Raw genomic sequence first — 16566 nt, 5'->3', positions numbered from 1 at the left:
AATTTCGGGTGAACGCCGCACCGAGAAGGCCGTTCGAAGGGGGACCGCGTTGATCACCACCATTCTCAGCAGCGTCGGCATCGCGATGGCCGTGATGATCGGGATCTGGCTTTTTGGCGACATCATCGCCCGATGGTCAGGGGTGCTGCTCATCGCCGCCGGGGTCGGCTACATGGTCGGCGGTCTCGCGCGCGGAGCCGTCATGGCCGCGATCGGCCTGATCCTGTGGCTGGCCGGACACTGGTTCTTCGCCTACAAGCACCACGGCTGGAAGAGCGCCCTCGCCCAACGGCTGTTCAATACCTCTCGGCTGCAACGACTCGACCCGACCCGCGGCTGGGCCACTCCGGTCACCGACGTCGGCCAGCGTGACGGCTTCAACGCGCCCTACCCGACTTCGGGAATATAGCCGTCATCTGCCGGTGCTCGGTCGTTTCTTCTACGGTCAGCAGGACGTCTGGAACGGGAAGCACGACGGCGGCGGGGCAGTCGTGTGCGCGGGCGCGACGGTCGACGGCGGTGTCAGCCGGCCTTCGGTGGATCCCATGTGGGTGAGGGTCAGCACGGCCAGCAGCAGGATCACGCCGCCCAGGAGCGCCCCGAGCGCCCACAGGATCGGCGTGGGCGATGCACTGCGGTAGCCGGGGTAGTACGGCGACCGGCTCTGCGGCCGGGGTGCGCGTCGGTCGGTGCAGCGGACGGATCCGCGCACGTAACTCCCGCTCATCGGTCAGCGTGTCCGCTCGCCATGTCTTCGCCGGTGTGCCATCGTGGCCGGGCAGCTGGGCGAGATCGTCCGGCGGGTGTGGGACGGACGACTGCGGACAGGAATCGGAAAGGTCGCGACCCTTGACGCCGCCGTCGCCGCCTCCAATCCGACCGAGCGGGTCAAGGGAAAGAGACGATCATCCGCGTTCGTCCGTAAGGATTCCGGGACGCGATCGCCAGGCGGCAGATCGGCACAACGGAGCCTGGCGCTCCCCGAGCAACAAGATATGGCCCGCTAGTCGAGTCGTCGCGGAACGTAACGCAGACACAAGTGCCGGGTAGGCGAGGGCTGATACAGAGAGGTGTCCAAATGAAAGCGATCGTGGTGACGGACCAGGTCGCCGGAACAGCTGGGATGACGCTGGTGGAGCGGCCCGAGCCGCAGGCGGAGAGGCTCGCCGGTCTCTCGGGCGCGAGCTACGGCGATGTAGTCGTTGAAGTTCATGCTTCGGGATTCACCTGGGATGAGCTGGAGTGGCCCTCGACCTGGACCGACCGCCTCGGCCGTGACCGGACACCGTCGATCCCCGGGCACGAGCTGGCCGGAGTGGTCAGCGCTCTCGGCTATGGCACGACGGGGCTGTCGGTGGGACAGCGGGTGTTCGGCCTCACGGACTGGACGCGCGATGGCACGCTGGCGGAGTACTCAGTCGTCGAGGCACGCAACCTCGCGCCGCTCCCGGGTGACGTTGACTTCACGGCGGGCGCGGGCGTCGTGATGCCGGGCCTGACCGCGTGGCAGGGACTGTTCGAGCATGGCCGCCTCCAGGCGGGGCAGAGCGTCCTCGTGCACGGTGCGGCCGGCGCGGTCGGTTCGATGGCGACGCAGCTCGCGCGCGAGGCCGGCGCCTACGTCATCGGCACCGGACGCGCTGCCGGCCGTCAGACGGCGCTCGACTTCGGAGCGCAGGAGTTCGTCAACCTCGAGAGCGACTCGCTGGAAGACGTCGGCGATGTCGATCTGGTGTTCGATGTCTTCGGCGGAGACATCGGGAGGCGGTCCGCGGGTCTGGTTCGAGCCGGAGGAACGCTGGTGACCGTCGCCGGGCCGCCCGAGGTGCGGCCCGCCGACGGCCTGGCGGTCGACTTCGTTGTCGTGCCCGATCGCGCCCAACTGACTGAGATCGTCCGGGGGGTGCGTGACGGACGGCTACGGACGCATATCGGCAACATCGCAACCCTCGACGGTGCCGTCGCCGCCTTCAACATGACAGAGCGGGCCAAGGGGAAGACAATCATCCGCGTTCGCCCGTAAGGACTCGGCGGCGCGATCGCCGGGCAGCAGGTCGGCATAGCGACTCTAGCCCGGAGCCTTTATCTGGTAAGGGGCTCGGGGGCCAGATCCATCTGGAGGAACTCGGTGATGCGCAGTAGCCGTGGCGGGTGGGCCTTTTCGGGTAGGGCTTGGAGGGCTTCGGCCTCGCTGACCAGGCGCGGCGTGTCGAGTTCCAGGTCGTGGCCGTCGATTCGGAGGCGGGCGTGGCCGGCGGCCAGGATGTTGCGGACCCAGTCCGAGCGGGAGCCGTAGACGAGGATGAACAGGTAGCCGCCGTCGATGGGGTAGGCGTCGAGCGGGGTGCGGTAGGTGGTTCCGGAGTTGCGGCCGGTATGGGTGAGGACCGGCCATTTGCCGACTGCGAGGGCGCGGGGGTTGAAGACTCGCTTGTTGACGTGGCCCCACCATTTCGGCATCGGCATGAGAATCTCCTCGGTTGACTTACGGATGTAAGGCTGGCTTATGTCTGTAAGCGTGACTTACGCTTGTAAGCCTGTCAATGGATTCAGCGAGGAGCCACAGTGACACGACCAGTGCTCAGCAGGGAGCGGGTGCTCGACGCTGCCATCCGCGTCGCGGACCGTGGTGGCGCGGAAGCCATCACCATGCGGCGGGTGGCGCAGGAGCTCGGGGTGGAGGCGATGTCGCTATACCACCACGTCCCGAACAAGGACGCGATGCTCGACGGTGTGGTGGACGCGGTGTTCACGGCCATCGAACTGCCTGTGGGCGAGGGGGATTGGCGGACCGCGATCCGGGCGCGCGCCGAATCCGCGCGGACCGTGCTGTCCCGGCATCGGTGGGCGCTCGGGCTGCTTGATTCGCGGCCCACGCCGGGATCGGCCACGCTGCGGCACCACGACGCCGTCCTCGGCGTCCTCCTGAACGCGGGCTTCACCCTGGAATTGGCCGCGCACGCGGTCTCGCTGCTGGACAGCTACATCGGCGGATACGTTCTGCAAGAAGCGAATCTGCCGATGACGACGCCGGCCGAGGTCCAGAACGTGGCGGGCGGCATCCTCGCGGACCTGCCCGCGGACGAGCTGCCGCACCTCAGGGCGATGATTGTCGACCATGCCCTACGGCCGGATTACGACCACACCGGCGAATTCGACTTCGGCCTCGACCTGATACTGGACGGCCTCGAGGCGCGGCGAAAGGCCGCCGCGGCCGCCTGAATTCGCGTAACGAGCAACGGAAATCGCGAGGTCGGCTACGGAATTCAGGTAGTCGACCGACCTGACTCGGCGTCCGGGCCCTGCAGCCACAGCAGCTGCACCACGCCCGCGATGATCAGCGCGGCCGTCACCACGATGCACACATCTCCCGGAACCTGTTGCCACCACATCCAATTCAGTTCCCGATGCTTGCCGTTGGGCACCACGCCCGGCCCGATCAGGAACACGGCCGTGAACCCGGCGATGGTCGGCGCGGCAGCGACCTCGACCCGTGGATCAAGCAGGTCCGTGAAGCAGTACTCGCAGAGTTCGATCCTTCCTACGCAACCTCGAACCTAGAAGCCGAGCGTAGAAGATGTTGACAGCGCGAAGGCTTCCGTGCGATGGTCACCGGCGCCTGCGGCCTGGTCCGATGTCCGCTACCGACGGCGGCGTGCATTGCACTGGTAGGGCTGGCGCCTTATCGCACCACGCACCCCGGGGCTTGTGGGGTGCCGGCGAAGCGGTCGGCGAGGAAGTTCAGGCCGCCGAAGGCCTCGCCCGCGGCGGCTCCGATGTGGGTCGGGAACAGCGAGTGGATCGCGGTGAGGGTGGCGCCCTGAGCGCAGTAGGTATCGACGAGGGCGGTGTAGCCGGCGACGGGGATCTTCTCGTCGGTGACGCTGTGGTACAGGTACAGCGGGGTGTCGGGGGTGGTGCGGCCGAGTTCATTGGGCCTGGCGGCGTTGCGGAAAGCGGGATGTGCCAGCAGGTTCGGGACCGTGGCGAAGTCGTCGACGTGGATGTCGGAGAATTTCTGAGCCAGATCCGCACCGCAGGAGGAGGTGCCTGCGGCGCGCAGCGCGCGGCGGCCCTCGTCGTTCAGCAAGTCGGCCAGCCGGGATTCGGGTTCATTGCGGGCCAGCCCGAGCAGGATCAGTATCGCCCCTTCGGCGCCGTCGGCGAGTTGTGCCATCGTCGGGATATCGGTGGGGACTCCGCCGGCGCTGGTGCCGACGAATCGCACCTCTGGTGCGTATTCCCGACGCAACTGCGTGGCCCACAGCGTGGCGAAGGCTCCGCTCGAATATCCAAAGGCGCCGATCGGGCTCGCGGCATTGATGCCGGCTGGCGGGAAGGACCGCGCGGCCCGGATTCCGTCCAGGACTCCACGCCCGGATGTCACACCGTCGAAGAGTCGGGACTGCGGCCCTTCGTAATCGCTGACCACGACGGCCCATCCCCGCCGCAGTGCCTCCGCGATGAACGGCGCATCCTGCATGATTCTCGCCATATCGGTATCGCTTCCGCCGCGCAGCGTGGCCGACGGCGCGCACCGGGTGTCGAGACTGTTCTCGGGTACCTGGTACGACAACACCGGCCGCGGCCCGCTCCATGGCACCGGTGGCACCAGCACCGTGGTCACGTCCAGCTGCGGATGCTCTTCGGAATCGGTTGTGCGATACCGTAATTGCCACGCCGCCACCGGTATCGACAGACCGAGCACTGGGATCGTCCGCGACCCGAGCACCGCGCCGTTGGGATGTGACGCGAGGTCGGCTGGTGCGGCATAGAAGGGATCATCACCCGGGGACAGCTCTGCGGCTCGAGCGACCGGCATCGTCAATGCTGCCGGCAGCATGAGGATGGCGAGTATGAGGGTCACAAGCCATTGCCCGCCGATCCGCCACCACCTCACTGGTTGCCGGGGCGCGCCGTCGACCGGCAGACCAGGCACATCAGTAGCCGAACACGCTGTGCGGCAAGCATCTTTCCGATACGTCGACAACATATGCCCGGATTCCATCACGCCTCCCGCGTCCAACTATCCGACGCGCAGGCACTCCGGGCCTGCATCAACCGGTCACACCACTGAGGGTTTGGATCACGGTAGCATAACGATTTCATCTTCACAGCTGTAAAGTTTTCAACAACTGTTGCGGCCGCCCAGCAGGGAGGAAAAGGCTCGCTGGACCGAGCCGATACGCGGATGTCCGTTCGCGATATATCGGGCAATTGATTGGCATGCGTAGCTATCGCAACCAGTCTGTGATTTGTGCAAATCGGCTCGCGCCACAAAACCTGATGTCGGAGGCGTAACACCGATCTGACCGGGGCAAGTGTGGGTGACGATTCTGTAAATCCGGACTTCGCCGAGCTGGTTTCAGCAAACGGCTGTATGGTGCTGGTTCGAGACCCCGGAAATGACAGTGCGACGGAATCAGGGATGCGTACACGGAGGTCTCGGGCAGGAGATGCGATGCCGATACGTTGGGTTCGATGGCTCGTACTGTGGGTCATATCGGCAGCCGCATTCGCCACATTGCCCCTGGGGCCGGCAAGCGCCGATCCGGTCGATGACATCCCGAGTGGGTTGGACTCGTTTTATCACCAGCAGCTGGACTGGAAGCCGTGTAACGACGCGGTGCTCGACAATGCGGGGGCCCAGTGCGCGGGCGTTGTCGTACCGCTCGACTACAACCGACCGGACGCACGCACGCTGACCGTAGCGATCTCGCGTATCCCGGCCACCGACCCGGCCCGAAGGCGCGGGATCATGCTGTCCAACCCCGGTGGTCCCGGCGGTCCGGGCCTGAGCATGATGGCCGAGCTCCGGGATCGGTTCACACCGGATGTCCGTGCCCAGTACGACCTGGTCGGCATGGACCCGCGTGGTATCGGCCGATCGGACCGAATGAGTTGTGCGCTGCCGCTTCCCACCATGTTGTTCTCGGCTGGCTTCGATGCCTTCGGCTACGCGCGCGACGCCGCCCTGGCCGCCGCGCTAGCGGCTTCCTGCGTAGCACCCGATCCCGAGAAGGCCCGGTCCATCACCACCCGCAATACCGCCCGAGACATGGATGTCATCCGCGGCGCATTCGGTGAACGCGAGCTCAACTATTACGGCCTCTCCTACGGCACCTACCTGGGCGCGGTGTATACACAGATGTTCCCGCAGCGCAGTGACCGGATCGTGCTGGACAGCGCCATCGACCCGGACCGCTACTGGATCGGCACATACCAGGACATGGGTGCCGTCAACGAGGCCGGGCTCGACGACTGGGCGATCTGGGCGGCCCGCCACGACGCCGAATACCACTTCGGTAGCAACGGACCACAGGTCCGAGCCTTTGTCGAGGACATGATCCGACGTTCCGCCACGCATCCGGTGATCGGCAACGGTTATCTCATCGACGAACACACCGTGCCGATGATGCTGCTGGCGCTGTTGTCGACTCCGCGGAGGAACACCAACCTCGCCGAGGTCGTACGGGGCGTAGCCGACGCGGTGTCCGGGCTGCCCGTCGACATGGAGCAGTTGAAAGCCAAGATCAGCGGTCCCGTTCCGCTGGATGCCTCGGGCATGGCGGCAGTCCTGTGTGGTGACAAGGCTGCACCTCGAGATCTGGCCTGGTATCGCCGCAACATCGAAGGCGTCCGGGCGACCCAACCGGTGTTCGGCGCGTTCGCCAACAACGTCACCGCCTGCGCGTTTTGGCCGGACCCGATCGAGCCTCCCACCGCCGTGCACAACTCGACACCAGCACTGATCCTGCAGGCAACCCGCGACACCCGCACCGCCTACCAGCAAGGCCTCGGGCTGCACCAGGACCTGACAGCGTCACGAATGGTCACACTGGCAGACACCCGCGTTCACGGCGTCCTCGGCTCCGACCTGAGCCACTGCGCGAACGACATCGTCAACACCTACTTTCGTGACGGCACCCTCCCCGATGCCGACCTCACCTGCCAACGCGACCCCAACTCTCTCCCCGACTGACCAGCCCGCGGCACCCAGCGACACGATCCACTCGACGGGCCGACCGGTGATCTCAACCGGTCGACATCACGGTAGTGCCTCCCTCGGCTTGGGCTTGTCCGGTGAGAGTGAGCAGTGGGCCGAGAAATTCACCGCGATGAGCGAATCCGCATTCTGGGTCGCCACCTGCTTCCGTCTCGTGCGCAGAAAGACGTAGAGGAGAACCAGCAATGGTGTTGCGGCACCGGCTTGTAGCGAAGGAATTACGTTCTAGCACTTCTGTTTTCGGGGCCGACACTCTTTCGAGTGGCGGCCTCGAAATCGTCTATGGCGTTGTAAATGGTTTCCGTAGTTCGCGTTTGAGTAGTTTGCCGCTCTGATTCCGGGGCAGTGAGCCGAGGAATCGGATCTTCTTGGGAACTTTGAACGGCGCTATCAGATCCTTGGTGTGCCCTATCAATTCGTCCGCGTTTGCCGTGTGCCCGTCGCGGAGCACCACGAGGGCGGTGACGGCCTCGATCCATTTCTCATCGGGTGTGCCGATGACCGCGACCTCCGCGACGGCCGGGTGGGTGTAGAGAGCGTCTTCGACCTCGCGGGAGGCGACCAGGATGCCGCCGGTATTGATGACGTCCTTGATCCGGTCGACCACGGTGATGAACCCCTGCGCATCGCGCGTGACGAGGTCGCCGGAGTGAAACCAGCCGTCGCGGAACGCTTCTGCGGTCGCCTCCGGATTGTCCCAATAGCCTCGGCACAGCTGCGGTGATCGGTAGAGGACTTCGCCGGACTCGCCGTCGGCGACGTCGTTGCCCTCGGTATCGACGACTCTGGTCTCCACGAAGAACACCGGGTGCCCGCACGACGAGGGCCGATCGGCATGTTCCTCGGGGCGCAGCACGGTGGCCAGGGGGCCGATTTCGGATTGTCCGAAGCAGTTGTAGAAACCCAGATCGGGGTAGCGTTCCCGAAGTCTGTTCAGCACCGTCACTGGCATGATCGAGGCACCGTACTGGGCTTTGCGCAGCGAGGACAGGTCGCGGAGGGCCAGATCAGGGTGATTCGACAGTGGCACCCACACCGTGGGAGCGAGGAACAGCGATCCGATTCGGTCGTCCTCGATCCGGCGCAGAATTTCCGGAATATCCGGTGCGGCCATCAGATTCACGGTCGCGCCCACTGATAGGTAGGGGAGTGTGAACACATGCATGCCGGCCGAGTGATATAGCGGCATGGCGATGAGGGGATTGTCGTCGGCGGTGAGGTCCAGCGCGATGACCGAGGAGACGTATTCGTGGACAAGCGCCTCATGGGTCATCATGGCGCCCTTGGGTTTCGACGTCGTACCCGAGGTGTAGAGCAGTTGGGCCAAATCGGTCGCGGCCACTCGCGAGACCGGATCGGGCACCTCGCCGGTCACAGCGACCGTCAGCAGTGAGTCCTGCGCGCCGCGCAACACCACCACATGCTCGAGCACGGTGAGATCACCGCGCACCGCGTCCAGATTCGACATGAGAGCAGGGTCGGCCAGCACCGCCCGGGCACCCGATTGGGACAGCAGATAGGTCAGCTCGTCCCCGCGCAACGCGTAGTTCACCGGCACGTGCACCAAACCCGCACGGGCACAGGCGAGAAAGCCGATCACATAGGCGTCGGAATTGGTGCCGTAGGCCGCGACCCGATCACCGGCGGCCAGGCCAAGCGCGAGCAGATGCGCGGCCGCCCGGCTCACCGCGGCGTCGAGTTCGCGGTAGGTGTGTGACCTGCCTTCGAACGTTACGGCGGCACGGTCGGGGACCTTCGCCGCCGAGCGGCGCAGGACACCGTCGATGGTGTTGGTGCGGGGATCGAGAATCATGCACGTCAGACTATCGGGCATCAAACTATTTCGAAAGACATTGCGCTTCCGAATTCACGTTCATCGATGATTTCTTTTGTGCCACCGCATTTCGGATGCAAATAGCGCTACACTTTCCCCGGTCGATGCGACTAGTGCAACTCGTCTGCGCGTCCCGTCACGGCTGCTAACAGACTTTTCCTACTCGAACGCGGCTCCCGTTCGATAACAACCGGCCGTCGTCGCGTTCGAGCGAGCGGGACGGATATCCGGCGCGGTGCTCGATGTCGGCTGCGGCCTCGGTGACAACGCCATCTACCTGGCGAGTCGGGGATATCGGGTGACCACGATCGATGCCGCCGCGCCGGCAGTCGAACAGGCGCGCCGGCGGGCGGCGGCGCGTGGGGTGGACGTCGATTCGCCGTCGCCGACGTCACCAGCCTCACCGGCGTCGAGAGCCGGTTCGACACTGTGCTGGACAGTGCGCTCTACCACTGCCTCACCGACGAGCAGCGCGCGCAATACATCGCGACCGTGCATCACGCCACGAAACCGGGCGCCCTGCTGAGCACGCTGTGCTTCTCCGACCAGACGATCGGCGGGTTACCTGCCCCGCTTCCCGTGTCCGAGCGCAACATTCGCGACACGCTGAGCGCCGGTGGCTGGGCGATCACCGATCTGAGCCCCGGCGAGCTGACGGCGGTAACCGCCTCCGCCCGCGAGTTCGTGACGCAGTACCCGGACGCGGTGAGCGACGACAAGGGACGGGTGCTGATGCCGATCTGGATCGTCCAGGCGCAGCGGGTCTGAACCTCGATCAACTTTGGTGTGGACACACGGAGATCCAGGTTGAGTTGTTTCAGGGTCGTCGCAGATCACCGGTGTAGACAGCTCCGGGATGTCCTTATCTCGGCGGGTCGATGGTCCCGGTCGTCGATAACGACCGGATCGGACGGTGCCGAAAGTCCCGAGATCGAGAGACCCGCGTCCTGAACGTGTCCGACGTTGCTCCCTTCCTACGGATGGAGCTATCGGCGATTCTCGACATAGACCAGTTCGCTTGTCGTGCTGGGAACCAGAACCGCCCCTGTCTCTATGGCCTGAAAATGAACAGCGACACAGGTGAGCCCACGTCAGGAGTTCGGATGCCGATATGGCGGGACTTTCTCCGGCCTCTCCGGTCTGCCGGAGTCTCGCCGCCGCGCACTCGCGGGCATGCCTGCCGATCGAATCCGCCCGCCCCCGCAACCGAACTGGCGCCGCTTGGAGAAGACCGTCCTCGTTTACCCGCACACCATCGCCCTGCCCGGCAGGTACACCCGGCTTATCTACGATCCTCACGCCGTTGGCGAACTCATCAGCAATGTGATCCGCGAACCAGTCGTAGGACACGTCGGCGGAATTGCCGACCGCGAGTGCCCCGATCGCGGGCTTGTCCTGCCGCACGCCACTCGCCGGGGCCAGACCGACACCAAGCGAGGTGGCCGGAATGACGGTGTCGCTACTGGACGGCTGGTTTCCCTGGGCACTGCGGATAGCGTCAGCGATCCTGGTGGTGCTTGCCATCCGGTGGCGGAATCGCAGATGGCGAGCGCGGTGGTTGTCGATTGCTGCGGGCACTGCGATAGCAGGGGCCGTTGCGGCGTGGGTCGCGGTGCCAGCCGCGCTGGCCTTGGCCGATCCCGTACCGACCGAGGCGTGGGTCTGGTTCGCAGTGCTGCTGTTCGCGGCGCTCATGCCGATCCTCGGCTGGCGCGGCGACCGGTGGTGGCGCCGCGGAGTTGCGCTGCTCGCCGTCATGCTTACCACCGTGACGTTGGTCAACGCCGTCAACGCCGCAATCGGCTACTACCCTACGATCCGCGACGCCTGGCGCACGGTATCCCATGCACCGATGCCGGCCGCGGTCGACCCCGCCCAGCTCGGCGCGGTGCCACCCACAACGTCGTCTGGCCAGATCGTCGCCGTCACTATTCCGGATACCCTCAGCCACTTCCGGCACCGCCGGGAATTCGTCTACCTGCCCCCGGCTTGGTTTCGCCAGCCTCGACCACACCTGCCGGTCCTGGAACTGATCGGCGGAGTGTTCGCTGTCCCGGACGACTGGATCCGCGCGGGCCACGCGGTGGAAACCGCCAACGCCTACGCTCAGCAGCACAGCGGCCTCGCACCCATCCTCGTATTCACCGACGCCACCGGCGACGTCATCACCGACACCGAATGCGTAGCCGGCGACGCCGAAGACCACCTCGTCAAAGAGATCCCTGCCTACATCGTGTCCACCTTCGACGCCGCGCCGTCACCCCGAAACTGGAGTGTGGCCGGTTGGTCCATGGGCGGCACCTGCGCCGTCGACCTGGTTGTCGAGCATCCCGAGACTTTCGGTCACTTCGTCGACATCTCCGGCGACCTCGGCCCGAACCTGGGCAGCAAGAAGGACACGATCAGCAAACTGTTCAACGGCGACTCCGCTGCGTGGGCCGCGCATGACCCGCTCACCGTGCTCGCCCACCGCGGCCCGTACCGTGACGTGACGGGGCTGTTCATCTGCGGCACCGCCGAGCCGGCACACGTCCGCCAGGCCGGCGAACTCTCCACCGCCGCACGGCAAGCCGGTATCCCCACCGAACTTACGATCCTGCCCGGCGACCACACCTGGAAGTTCGCTGCTCGAGCCTTCGCCGCAGCTCTGCCTCGGCTTGCCGCCCAACTCGACCTTGCACCGCCGTAAATATCAACCTGCATCCGCATATCGTCGAACGGGACACGCATTCGCGTCACCGGGCCTTGCCGCACCCACTTGCGGACCGTTTCCGGGGTCCCCACACCCAACAACTCGGCGACCGCACACATCGCCGCCCATTCCGACTCGTGCTGCTCCCGAATCTCGACGAACGTCCGCACGGCCCGCTCACGCAACTCGACCCGGTACTTCTTGCTCGACGACACGACTCCATCCTTCACAGAAGATGAAGTCCCCGGACTTACCGGGGGATTCATATCGGAGCCGACGAACCCGGTTGATGGGCGTCTAATTTCTGCTTATTCGACGTTGCCTGCACGTCTGTTTGTTGTGTGCCCCGGACAGCATCCGCAAGCTTCGACGGCTCATCCACATATAGGAATATCGTGGTGACGGCCCCTGAGCTGCGCCACTTCTCGAGAAAGGCGGGCACGGCAGCAGCGCTTCGCTGGTTCAGTGCAAGCTCGATGTTCGTGCCCTCATGATTCGGGAGATACAGCCTGCTGCCCTCGATCTCAGGTTGCGTTCGAGAGTACCGGCGGATGCTCACGACACGCGATACGTGGCTGACCGGAACCTTGACGACGACTTTCCCGGAGCGACGAAGGACGAGGACGCCCTGCGACAGATAGTGCGGATGTACGACGTCGTTGGCGACGAACGCGGCAAGCAGTACGAGAGACCACAGAGATATCACTGCCAGAACGATTTTCAGCCAAAACCACGGAAGCACCAGATGCAGGACCACCACCTCTATCAGTGTGGCGGCCCCGAAAGCGGCGGGCATCGTGAGCACACCCGCCGACGCCGTGAACACCAGCCCACGATCTGGATCAGTCTTGCCCCGTATCCACATCCACACCGACCGATACGCCCCGAACTCTGAACGAGCGAATCGATAGATCGGCGACTCGGACAACGCAGCGTGGACAGCGTCGCCGACACTGACATCATCACGCCGAACAGCGACTCGTACTCGCCATCCGAATAGGGCGACAGTGATCGCGAAGAGCGGCAATTCCACAGCGAGCCATAACCCGACTGCCGTGCCCGTGGTTATCACACCACCGCCGGCTAGGGCCATATTGGTGCCGATCATGGCCACTGTCAGCACCTGTGCCACACCCGCGAGCAGCCGAGTGCTGACCGTCATGAAATCACCGACTCAGGGTGGGGCGACAGGATCTCGAGAGTGCGCAACACCGCCTGGCGCTGAGCAACGTCAGGAACGCATTCGTCGAGCCGGAGACCACCGATTGTGTCGTAATCGGCAGCAGAAAAAGCCGTCTCGAAAGGAAACGAGGTTCTCAGATGACCGGCGAGCTCGCTCGCCGCGAGGTCGATCTGTTCGCCAGCATCCACGACCCGCTGCCCCTCGAGCTTTCCCCACGCCTTTATGAGCCGCCGATATGCGACACGTGTATCAGCGGCACTCAACATCTGGGCGAACCACGTGAAGACCTGGTCGGGCAGCTCGCTCGAAATCGCAAGGACCTCCAGGAGGTCCCTTTCGCGGTCGAGCGTTCGAATCTCCGCCTCACAGCGCGCTTCTGATCGCATCGCGTCGAACGCCGCAACCAAATCTGCTGGAAGGGCGGTCAGCTCCTCGCTCTGGACTGCGGAGTCCAGCAATCGTGTCAACCGCTGTCGTTTCAGCTCGAGCACAGCGATCTCGCGCTCGCAGCTCGAAATAAGCGCATGCAGATCGTCACGAAGATCGTCGGCGCCGGTGGTTGATTGCTTCTCGGTCAGAACCGTTGCTACGGAACCAAGTGGTAAACCGTTCTCGGCGAGCCAGCGAATACGCATCAGTCGTGCAAGGTCCTTCAGCGAGTAGTCGCGATAGCCGTTCGCGCTACGCGCAGGCTCCGCGAGTAGGCCGAGCCGGTGATAGTGCCGCACCGCACGAGGTGTCGTGCCCGCTGCCCTCGCGAGTTCGCTGGTTCTCATGCGACGAGTCTCAACTATGACGCTACGTCATGGTCAAGTCCGCAGCTGAATGACACAGAGTCGGCGCAAGATTGCCAGCGTGCAGTATGCGGCATCGGGGCTGGATTCCCAGCGGCGGGAATCCCAAAGGATAAGGGACACAAGGCAGCCGGCAACTCGTAACAGATACAGGTGATCCGATCGTCCGTGCTTCGTGCCGATCGCCGGTCCACCGTCCATCTTGCTGAACTCCCGCATCCGTGCGCCCATATGTGGCTTCGGCGACACTCACACCGCGATTGCTGAAGGACGCACCACATTGACGATGCTCGAAGGCGCGGTCACATCACCACGACTGGTGTCCGAGCTCCGGCCCCGTCAGAACCCTTGTCATAGCCAGCGCCAAGACCGACGCCAACGAATTCCGGACCCGCTTCGACGCGTTGAGCGGCCGAGTCGCTGCCATTTGAATAGCACGTATCTGAATCAAGTCCGAGAACTATCCTCGGTTAGGCGGGCCAAGGCATTCACGGGACAAGTGCTGAAGCGGCTGCTTCGATGACATGATCGACATCGGTGTCGGTATTGAAGTAATGGAATCCTACTCTGAGCGCACCGCTTTCGGTCAAGGTGGCTCGCACCTTCGCTTTTCGAAGGGCAGCGGGGTCGATGCGGCGATATTCGGGTGGCGCGGTGACAACGATGTGAGACGGCGCACCGTTGTTGAGCGGACGAAAGCCGTTCTCCCGCATACGTCTGGTGTAGTCGGACGCGAGGCCGAGGGTGTGGCGGCGGCTTTCATCCTCGCTGATCTGCGATAGTAGGCTCAGCGCTGCACGAGCGCCGATCCAGGATATCCACGCGGGTGAGGAGTTGCAGCGGGTCATCGTTGCCGATTCTGTGTACGGGCCCCCGAAATAGTGCTCGGCGTCACGGGTGGTTTTCCAGCTGGCAACCGTCGGTTGGAGTTCCGCTCTGGCGGGGTCGGCGACCAGCCAGGTGGTCCCACGCGGACAAAGCATCCATTTGTAGCCGTGCGCGGCAATGATGTCTGCGGGGTGCCGAGCGAGATCGCTGCGGAGAACGCCCAGCGACTGGGTGAGGTTGGCGTAGACGAGTGCGTCGTATTGGTGGGCGGCATGGCATATCGCCTCGATGTCGACCAACTCGCCGTCATTGGTCAGCACTTCGCTCACCATTACCAGCCCCGTATTGGGCCCGATCGCGTCGATGATCGCGGCGGTGCGGCTGCTGCCCGGTTGTCGGGCAACGACACAAAGATCGGTACCTGTCGCAGCGTGGTAGTGATGTGCGGGGAAGAGAACACTACGGAACTCGTCCTCGGCAACGACAATCGTGGTGCCGGGCGCGGTGCTGCGTACCGCGACCGTGGACGCTTCCGCGAGGGAGGTCTGGGAGGCGATGGTATCGGGCCCCACTCCGATGTACCGGGCGAAGTCCGAACGCGCAGCATCAACGGCATGGTCCCAATCGAGCCAGTCGAACGAGCCGGACGACCAGTCGTCGAGGGCCTGACGCAGAGCGGTGACAACGGGCGTCGCCCCTGGAGGCGCGCCAGGGGTATCGAGCCAGGTCCAAGTTTCGAGGGCCGGAAAGTTCGCCCGGAATTCTTCCGGTGTCATGACGGGCTGGGAACGGCGACGACAGCTTCGATCTCGACACGCAGCCGCGGCTTCGCCAATGCTGTGACTGTTGCTGCGGAATGCGCCGGATACTGGCCGCCGGGGAACCACCGAGCGTAGACCTCGTCACGTGCTCGTGCGAATTCGGCGAACCCGTCGTCGCCGACGACGAGGGTAAGCATTTTGACGATCGATGCGGGAGTCACGCGCAGGTGCTCGAGCACCATTTCGAGGTTGGCGAAAGTTTGTTTGGTCTGGTCGTAGCAACTATCCGAGTCCAATACTCCGTCTGCTCCGACACCGATCTGTCCCGAGATGTATGCGATGGCGGTCGAGCTGGGGACCAGCACGACGTGGCTGAACTTGCCGATAGGCGGGGCGATGGTAGGTGGGTTCACATATTTCATGCGATTCTGTTCCTCTCGGAAGGTGGGGTCACGGGGTGCAACGGCGCGGGATGAAAACCGTTTTGCCGAAAGTGTTTCCGGAAGCCATCTCGCGGAACGCGTCCGGCGCTTCACTCAACGGGCGGTACGCATGTACCACAGGTCTGATTTCGTAGTCTGTGACAAAGTCGAGCATGCGGGCGAATTCAGGTGCACTGCCCATCGAGGTGCCTTCCAGACTTATCTGCCGGAAAAACAGGTCACGCAACGACAGCGTGATGTCCGGTGCAGTCGTGGCGCCGAAGGAGACAATGCGACCCCCCGGCCGTACCGCATGGATCGCGGCGGGAAACGAGAATGCTCCGACACTGTCGAGCACCAGGTCCGCCGGGGCGTGGAGGTGTTCGTCGAAATCGGCGGCGCCAACGACGACGTGGGCCGCGCCGAGGGTGCGCGCTTGCGCGGCTTTACTGTGGTGTCGGGTAACGACGGTGACTTCGGCGCCGACCGCGACGGCCATGCTCAGGGCCATGGTTCCGGCGCCGCCGGTGGCACCGGTGATGACGACGTGATCGCCGGGCCGAAGATTGCCTTTGGTGAACAGCGCACGGTAGGCGGTAAGCCCAGCCAGTGGCAGCGCGGCAGCTTCGATGTCGGACAGGTGTTGCGGGACCGGGTGAACGTTGTCTGCGGGCACTCGGATGTATTCGGCGAAAGTGCCCTGGACCGGGCCGCCAAGGATGGTCGGTACCTGCGGTACATCATCGGGATCGGTCCACCCCAGACAAGGGTTGACCAGCATACGGCGGCCGACCAGTTCCTGCCCCGCATCGATGCCGGCAGCAATGACAGTGCCGACGGCGTCGGCACCCACGATCTTCGCGTCGTCGCCGCTGTGGGCGTCGATCACGAACAGTTCGTGTCGGTTCAGACCAGCCGCGGCTACTTCGATCAGAACATCGTCAGCACCGATCTCCGGGCGAGGCACGTAGTCCAGACGCAAACCGTCAGGCCCGGGTATGTCGGAGTGCACCAAGGCTTGCATGGTGAAGTGGTGAGGCATGAGA

General features: G+C 64.4%; 17 protein-coding genes and 1 pseudogene. 7 read left to right on the top strand and 11 right to left on the bottom strand.

All coding sequences use genetic code 11. The features are described from left to right. Positions 1 to 49: 49 nt before the first annotated feature. Positions 50 to 409, top strand: coding sequence for a hypothetical protein (locus AB0L63_RS27085; RefSeq protein WP_364506035.1), 360 nt, complete (start codon positions 50 to 52; stop codon positions 407 to 409). A 36-nt stretch (positions 410 to 445) separates the two neighbouring features. Here the strand turns inward: AB0L63_RS27085 and AB0L63_RS27080 are convergent, their stop codons facing one another. After that, positions 446 to 727, bottom strand: a complete 282-nt coding sequence (locus tag AB0L63_RS27080) for a hypothetical protein (RefSeq protein WP_364506032.1) — start codon at positions 725 to 727, stop codon at positions 446 to 448. Positions 728 to 1078: 351 nt separating this feature from the next. Between AB0L63_RS27080 and AB0L63_RS27075 the strand changes: the two genes are divergently transcribed. After that, positions 1079 to 2023, top strand: coding sequence for an NADP-dependent oxidoreductase (locus tag AB0L63_RS27075; RefSeq protein ID WP_364506029.1), 945 nt, complete (start codon positions 1079 to 1081; stop codon positions 2021 to 2023). A 59-nt stretch (positions 2024 to 2082) separates the two neighbouring features. Here AB0L63_RS27075 and AB0L63_RS27070 read toward each other — a convergent pair whose 3' ends face one another. Further along, the gene (locus AB0L63_RS27070; RefSeq protein ID WP_364506026.1) at positions 2083 to 2466 is read right to left on the bottom strand and encodes a nitroreductase family deazaflavin-dependent oxidoreductase; all 384 of its coding nucleotides are present in this window, start codon (positions 2464 to 2466) and stop codon (positions 2083 to 2085) included. A 99-nt stretch (positions 2467 to 2565) separates the two neighbouring features. Here AB0L63_RS27070 and AB0L63_RS27065 point away from each other — a divergent pair, with 99 nt between their 5' ends. After that, positions 2566 to 3222, top strand: coding sequence for a TetR/AcrR family transcriptional regulator C-terminal domain-containing protein (locus tag AB0L63_RS27065; RefSeq protein WP_364506023.1), 657 nt, complete (start codon positions 2566 to 2568; stop codon positions 3220 to 3222). 44 nt (positions 3223 to 3266) lie between these two features. Here AB0L63_RS27065 and AB0L63_RS27060 read toward each other — a convergent pair whose 3' ends face one another. Then, positions 3267 to 3449, bottom strand: coding sequence for a hypothetical protein (locus tag AB0L63_RS27060; protein ID WP_364506020.1), 183 nt, complete (start codon positions 3447 to 3449; stop codon positions 3267 to 3269). A 233-nt stretch (positions 3450 to 3682) separates the two neighbouring features. Continuing rightward, positions 3683 to 4867 carry a lipase family protein gene (locus AB0L63_RS27055; RefSeq protein ID WP_364506017.1) on the bottom strand — a complete coding sequence of 395 codons (1185 nt, stop codon included), beginning with the start codon at positions 4865 to 4867 and terminating at the stop codon, positions 3683 to 3685. A 594-nt stretch (positions 4868 to 5461) separates the two neighbouring features. On the opposite strand from AB0L63_RS27055, the gene AB0L63_RS27050 reads away from it, so the two are divergent. Next, complete coding sequence (locus AB0L63_RS27050) at positions 5462 to 6982, top strand: alpha/beta fold hydrolase (protein WP_364506014.1); 1521 nt, start codon at positions 5462 to 5464, stop codon at positions 6980 to 6982. 304 nt (positions 6983 to 7286) lie between these two features. Here the strand turns inward: AB0L63_RS27050 and AB0L63_RS27045 are convergent, their stop codons facing one another. Further along, the gene (locus tag AB0L63_RS27045) at positions 7287 to 8819 is read right to left on the bottom strand and encodes a fatty acyl-CoA synthetase (RefSeq protein ID WP_364506011.1); all 1533 of its coding nucleotides are present in this window, start codon (positions 8817 to 8819) and stop codon (positions 7287 to 7289) included. A gap of 256 nt (positions 8820 to 9075) precedes the next feature. Between AB0L63_RS27045 and AB0L63_RS27040 the strand changes: the two genes are divergently transcribed. The 3 genes from AB0L63_RS27040 to AB0L63_RS27030 all read left to right on the top strand — a co-directional run bounded on the left by AB0L63_RS27040 (position 9076) and on the right by AB0L63_RS27030 (position 11529). Then, positions 9076 to 9366 (top strand): class I SAM-dependent methyltransferase, encoded by a 291-nt coding sequence (locus AB0L63_RS27040; protein ID WP_364506008.1) that lies wholly within the window; start codon positions 9076 to 9078, stop codon positions 9364 to 9366. Beyond that, entirely contained in the window at positions 9270 to 9608 is a 339-nt protein-coding gene (locus AB0L63_RS27035; RefSeq protein ID WP_364506005.1) for a hypothetical protein, read from the top strand. The genes AB0L63_RS27040 and AB0L63_RS27035 overlap by 97 nt, the downstream gene beginning before the upstream one ends. 679 nt (positions 9609 to 10287) lie before the next feature. Next, positions 10288 to 11529 carry an alpha/beta hydrolase-fold protein gene (locus AB0L63_RS27030; RefSeq protein ID WP_364506001.1) on the top strand — a complete coding sequence of 414 codons (1242 nt, stop codon included), beginning with the start codon at positions 10288 to 10290 and terminating at the stop codon, positions 11527 to 11529. Between the two features lie 56 nt (positions 11530 to 11585). Here AB0L63_RS27030 and AB0L63_RS27025 read toward each other — a convergent pair. The 6 genes and pseudogenes from AB0L63_RS27025 to AB0L63_RS27000 form a co-directional block, all read right to left on the bottom strand. Then, positions 11586 to 11747, bottom strand: a pseudogene (locus AB0L63_RS27025) (IS3 family transposase); the annotation flags it as partial. Positions 11748 to 11794: 47 nt separating this feature from the next. Continuing rightward, positions 11795 to 12694, bottom strand: coding sequence for a hypothetical protein (locus AB0L63_RS27020; protein ID WP_364505998.1), 900 nt, complete (start codon positions 12692 to 12694; stop codon positions 11795 to 11797). Then, positions 12691 to 13491 carry a MerR family transcriptional regulator gene (locus AB0L63_RS27015; RefSeq protein WP_364505995.1) on the bottom strand — a complete coding sequence of 267 codons (801 nt, stop codon included), beginning with the start codon at positions 13489 to 13491 and terminating at the stop codon, positions 12691 to 12693. Before AB0L63_RS27015 ends, AB0L63_RS27020 begins: the two co-directional genes overlap by 4 nt. A 506-nt stretch (positions 13492 to 13997) precedes the next feature. After that, positions 13998 to 15113 carry an aminotransferase class V-fold PLP-dependent enzyme gene (locus AB0L63_RS27010; protein WP_364505992.1) on the bottom strand — a complete coding sequence of 372 codons (1116 nt, stop codon included), beginning with the start codon at positions 15111 to 15113 and terminating at the stop codon, positions 13998 to 14000. Further along, positions 15110 to 15520: a RidA family protein gene (locus AB0L63_RS27005; protein ID WP_364505989.1), complete on the bottom strand. Its 411-nt coding sequence runs from the start codon at positions 15518 to 15520 to the stop codon at positions 15110 to 15112. The genes AB0L63_RS27010 and AB0L63_RS27005 overlap by 4 nt, the downstream gene beginning before the upstream one ends. A gap of 28 nt (positions 15521 to 15548) precedes the next feature. Then, positions 15549 to 16544, bottom strand: a complete 996-nt coding sequence (locus tag AB0L63_RS27000; protein ID WP_364505986.1) for a zinc-binding dehydrogenase — start codon at positions 16542 to 16544, stop codon at positions 15549 to 15551. Positions 16545 to 16566 lie beyond the last annotated feature (22 nt).

It is taken from the genome of Nocardia sp. NPDC051990, from assembly GCF_040680755.1.
Taxonomy (GTDB): domain Bacteria; phylum Actinomycetota; class Actinomycetes; order Mycobacteriales; family Mycobacteriaceae; genus Nocardia.
This window is presented reverse-complemented; position numbering and strand designations above follow the sequence as displayed.